We start from the raw sequence: 4,673 nt of genomic DNA on the forward strand, positions 1-4,673 counted from the left end.
GATCACGTCCAAGCATTCCTGCAGCTCACGCATGTGCGCCTCGACCTGCTTCTCATGATCGCGCGTGCGGCAACTTCTACGCCCCCGACGACGGTCGGGTGGTCAGCGCCGACCACGGCTGTGGGGCCCACTCGGAGACGCTGATCGAGGCCGCCGAGACCCCGGTCGAGGAGATGCCGACGGTCTACGACGACAGCGCGGTCGAGCCCGTGGCGGTCAGCCGGGCACCGGGCTCCGTCGAGGCGGCCGAGCCGGCGGAGCCGTACGGGCACCCCTGACGCGACCGGGCGCGGGCCGGCCCGACGGATCGGTGTCGTCGCAGGTCAGCGGCCTGCGCGGCGGCGGCGCCGGTTGGCGTCGTGCCGCATCATCACGGCGAGACCGGGGAAACCCCACAGAAAACCGGCCAGGCAGGTCCACAGCCAATCCTGGTGATCGTGCGCGGTCAGCCAGTCGCGGAAGAAGACCAGCAGCACCAGCCCGGCGAGCGCCCAGGCGGCCATCCCCGCGAGGGCGAACGGCACCATCGGCGGGTCGAGCGGCTCGGGCCGCGGTGGCTGCTCCTTCGGCACGCGGCAAGCGTACGCGATCAACTTTTCCTGCTGGCCGGTGATCTGCGACGATGCGCGCGACAACGGAAGATCACCTGCGAGGACCTGATGTCAGTAGCGCCGCCCGAGAACGGCACACCACCCGATCCAGCGCACCCGCGTAACGGTTTCGACCGGTACTTCGAGATCTCCGCCCGTGGCTCGACGATGAGCCGCGAGGTACGCGGTGGCCTGGCGACCTTCTTCACGATGGCGTACATCGTGGTGCTCAACCCGCTCATCATCGGTGGTGCCGTCGACGGCGACGGCAAGAAGCTCTCCATCGCCGCCCTCGCCGCGGCAACCGCCCTGGTCGCCGGCCTGATGACCATCCTGATGGGCGTGGTCGGCCGGTTCCCGCTGGCGCTCGCCGCGGGCCTCGGCGTCAACGCGCTGGTCGCGTACGAGATCGCCCCGGAGATGACCTGGGCGGACGCGATGGGCCTCGTGGTGATCGAGGGTGTGATCATCGCGGTGCTGGTGCTGACCGGCCTGCGTACGGCGGTGTTCCGCTCGGTGCCGACGCAGATGAAGACGGCGATCGGCGTCGGCATCGGCCTCTTCCTCACCATCATCGGCCTGGTCGACGCCGGTTTCGTGCGTCGGGTGCCGGACGTGCAGAACAGCACCGTCCCGGTGAGCCTGGGCATCGGTGGCAAGCTCGCCAGCTGGCCGCTGCTGGTCTTCGTGGTGGGCCTGCTGCTGACCATCGTGCTGCTGGTGCGCCGGGTCAGGGGCGCGATCCTGATCGGCATCCTCGGCTCCACCGTGCTGGCGATCATCGTCGAGGCGGTGGCGAACATCGGGCCGTCCTTCGTCGACGGCAAGCCCAACCCGAAGGGCTGGGCGCTGAACGTCCCCGAGCTGCCGAAGACCTGGGTGGACGTGCCGGACCTGTCGCTGATCGGCAACTTCAACGTGTTCGACTCGTGGAGCCGGGCCGGCTGGCTCGTCGTCCTCATGTTCGTGTTCACCCTGCTGATCACGGACTTCTTCGACACGATGGGCACGATGGTCGCGGTCGGCCAGGAGGGGAGCATGCTCGACGAGCAGGGCACCCCGCCGCGGGCGAAGGAGATCCTGCTGGTCGACTCGATCGCGGCGGCGGCCGGCGGTGCGGCGAGCACGTCGAGCAACACGTCCTACATCGAGAGCGCGGCCGGTGTGGCGGAGGGCGCCCGTACGGGCGTCGCCAACCTGGTCACCGGCGGGCTGTTCCTGCTGGCGATGTTCCTGGCGCCGCTGGTCGTGGTGGTGCCGTTCGAGGCGGCGTCCACGGCGCTGGTGGTGGTCGGCTTCCTGATGATGACCGCGGTCCGGACGATCGACTGGTCGGACTACGAGATCGCGATCCCGGCGTTCCTGACGATCGTGCTGATGCCCTTCACGTACTCGATCTCGAACGGCATCGGGGCCGGCCTGATCTCGTACGTGGTGGTGAAGCTCGCCCGGGGCAAGGCGCGGGAGATCCACCCGCTGCTGTACGGGGTGGCCGCCCTCTTCGTGCTCTACTTCCTGCGCGGGCCGATCGAGTCTGTGGTGCTCTGATCCTCGACACGCCACGCTCCGGGCCGGTCGGCCGATTCGGATACCCGGCCCGGAGCAGGGAAAACTTCTCGTGAGCATGGTCATATCGCATCTCATTCGCCTGGCTAATTAGTTAGGCTAACTATCGTGACGGAGCGGACGGTGACGGCGAAACGCGTGCCACCGGCGCAGCTGGCACCCCAGCTGCGTGACGCGATCACCCGGCTCAACCGACGGGTCCGCCAGGCCCGGCCGGTCGGCGACCTCACGGTCACCCAGCTCTCCGCGCTCACCAGCCTCCGGCTGGCGGGTGCGCTGACGCCTCGGGAACTGGCCGACGTGGAACGGGTGCAGCCGCCCACGATGACCAAGATCGTCGCGAAGTTGGAGGAGCGCGGCCTCGTGCGGCGCACCCCCCACCCGACCGACGGCCGACAGGTCATCCTGGCGGCGACCGAGGGGGGACGGGCCGTGCTCGACCAGTTCGAGCGGGTCCGTGACGAGTGGCTGGCCCGCCGGCTGGCCGAGCTGACCGAAGCCGAACGGGACACCCTGCGGCAGGCCGCCGAGATCCTTCAGCAGGTCGCCCGCGCCTGACCCGCGCCTCGTGCCACCGCGCCGTCCGACGTCGATGACGCGTACGACCGCGAGGAGGCGCACCAAGAGTGCAGGCGAAGCTGAGCACGATGTTCCAGTCCCTACAGGTCCGCAACTACCGGCTCTTCGCATCCGGGCAGCTGATCAAGCTGATCGGCGTCTGGATGATGTTCATCGCCCAGGACTGGCTGGTCCTCGAGCTCTCCGACAACTCCGCCACCGCCCTCGGCGTGGTCACCGCGCTCCAGTTCACCCCGGTGCTGCTGCTCACCCTGCTCTCCGGGCGGCTGGCCGACCGCTACGACAAGCGGATGCTGCTCTTCGTCGCGAACGCGTTCTGGACCGTGCTGGCGCTCGCCATGAGCCTGCTGGTGATCACGGGCCTCGTACAGCTCTGGCACGTCTTCGCGTTCGCGGCCCTGCTCGGCGTCGCCAACGCCGTGGAGACCCCGGTCCGGCAGGCGTTCGTCTCCGAACTGGTGGGCACGTCGCTGCTGCCGAACGCGCTCTCGCTGAACGCGGCGGTGTTCAACTCGGCCCGGATCGTCGGGCCGGCCGTCGCCGGCCTGGCCATCGCCGCCTTCGACGTCGGCCCGGTCTTCATGTTCACCGCGCTCAGCTCGATCGCCCCGCTGGTCACCGTGATCAGGATGCGCCCCGCCGAGCTGTACCGGGAGGCGCTGCCGCCGCGCGACGAGCGGGCGTCGGCCAAGGTGGTCGACGGCCTGCGCTACGTCTGGCGCCGGCCCGACCTGCTGCTGCCCATGGCGGTGATGTCGGTGATCGGCATGTCGTTGTTCAACTTCCAGCTCACCCTCGCCGCGCTGGCCAAGACCGTGTTCCAGACCGGTGCCGCCTCGTTCGGGCTGTTCAGCACCGCCCTGGCGGTCGGCGCGCTGGTCGGGGCGCTCGCCGGCACCGGGCGGCGCAGTCGCCCGTCGGTCTGGCTGGTGCTCGGCGCGGGTGTCGGCTGCGCCATCTTCGGCACGCTGGTGGGGCTCGCCCCGGCGTACTGGATGGTGGTGACCCTGCTGCTGCCGACCGGCTTCTTCATGGTGTTCTTCGCCCAGGCGGCCAACCAGCGGGTGCAGCTCGGCACGGATGCCGCCTTCCGTGGCCGGGTGATGGCCCTCTGGGTGCTGGTCTTCCTCGGCACCAACCCGGTCGGGGCGCCGCTCATCGGCTGGGTCGCCGAGACCTACGGCGCCGGCGCCAGCATCTGGATCGGCGGGCTGATCTCGCTGGCCACCATCCTGATCGCGCTCACCTGGCAGCTGCGCCGCTCCGGCGCCCGGCTGCGCTTCCGCGTCCTGCCGATGCCGCGCTTCTACGTCACCTCCGCCGACTGCTGAGCGTCCCCGCCCGGGGTGGGACGGTCCGTCCCATCCTGCGGATGGCGTGGATGGCACGAAAGCGGTGGCGGTAAGGAGGAAAGAGGCTTAGCGTCGATACGTGGAGCCCGGGCGCGCGCTGCTGCTGATCCTGATCTTCGTCGCCGCGGCCAGCCTGCCGGTGCTGATCGCCGTGGCCTTCTGCGCGGACGAGATCATCGACCGGGTCGCCTGCGCGTACGCGGAGTGGCGGGAGCGCCGCCGGGAACGGCGCACCATCGCCCGGCTGGACCGGGCCGTCGAGGCCGACGCGCTGACCCGCGACATCGACCTCACCGACTTCGACCGGCCCGACCGCCGCCCGCTGGAGGAACTCGCCGCCGACCTGCGTCGTTTACGCGGGCAGGGGGTCGCCTCCGACGGCCGCCAGCCCGTCTGGCACGGCACGATCCTGCGGGCGTACGACGACCGCCTCCGGCTGGCCTGCCGGGCCCTCGGGCTCACCGAGCACCTGACCGAGCTGGAGGGCGTCGACCTGGAGCTGGAACGGGTCCGGGTGGAGGGCCTGCTGCACGCCGCCGGGCTGACCCTGCCCGCCGCCCGGGCCGGCCACCGGCAGCGGCACCGC

The 4,673-nt window shown here is 70.4% G+C and carries 4 protein-coding genes and 2 pseudogenes; 5 read left to right on the forward strand and 1 reads right to left on the reverse strand.

Going from position 1 to position 4,673, the window contains the following annotated elements:
• Nucleotides 1-65: 65 nt before the first annotated feature.
• Nucleotides 66-278, forward strand: a pseudogene (locus tag AB0B91_RS64175) (DUF3027 domain-containing protein); the annotation flags it as partial.
• Between the two features lie 45 nt (nt 279-323).
• On the opposite strand, the gene AB0B91_RS64180 reads toward AB0B91_RS64175, so the two are convergent.
• On the reverse strand, nt 324-572 hold the full coding sequence (locus AB0B91_RS64180) for a DUF2530 domain-containing protein (RefSeq protein ID WP_089002323.1): 249 nt from the start codon (nt 570-572) through the stop codon (nt 324-326).
• An 87-nt stretch (nt 573-659) separates the two neighbouring features.
• Here AB0B91_RS64180 and AB0B91_RS64185 point away from each other — a divergent pair, with 87 nt between their 5' ends.
• The 4 genes and pseudogenes from AB0B91_RS64185 to AB0B91_RS64200 all read left to right on the forward strand — a co-directional run.
• Entirely contained in the window at nt 660-2,138 is a 1,479-nt protein-coding gene (locus AB0B91_RS64185; protein ID WP_101413864.1) for an NCS2 family permease, read from the forward strand.
• Between the two features lie 126 nt (nt 2,139-2,264).
• Nucleotides 2,265-2,714, forward strand: a complete 450-nt coding sequence (locus tag AB0B91_RS64190) for a MarR family transcriptional regulator (protein ID WP_199184638.1) — start codon at nt 2,265-2,267, stop codon at nt 2,712-2,714.
• A 68-nt stretch (nt 2,715-2,782) separates the two neighbouring features.
• A complete protein-coding gene (locus tag AB0B91_RS64195) occupies nt 2,783-4,066 on the forward strand; it encodes an MFS transporter (protein ID WP_101413866.1) in 1,284 nt (427 codons plus the stop codon).
• A 100-nt stretch (nt 4,067-4,166) separates the two neighbouring features.
• Nucleotides 4,167-4,673 (forward strand): annotated as a pseudogene (locus AB0B91_RS64200) (hypothetical protein); the annotation flags it as partial.

It is taken from the genome of Nonomuraea sp. NPDC049141, from assembly GCF_040648415.1.
Taxonomy (GTDB): Bacteria; Actinomycetota; Actinomycetes; order Streptosporangiales; family Streptosporangiaceae; genus Nonomuraea.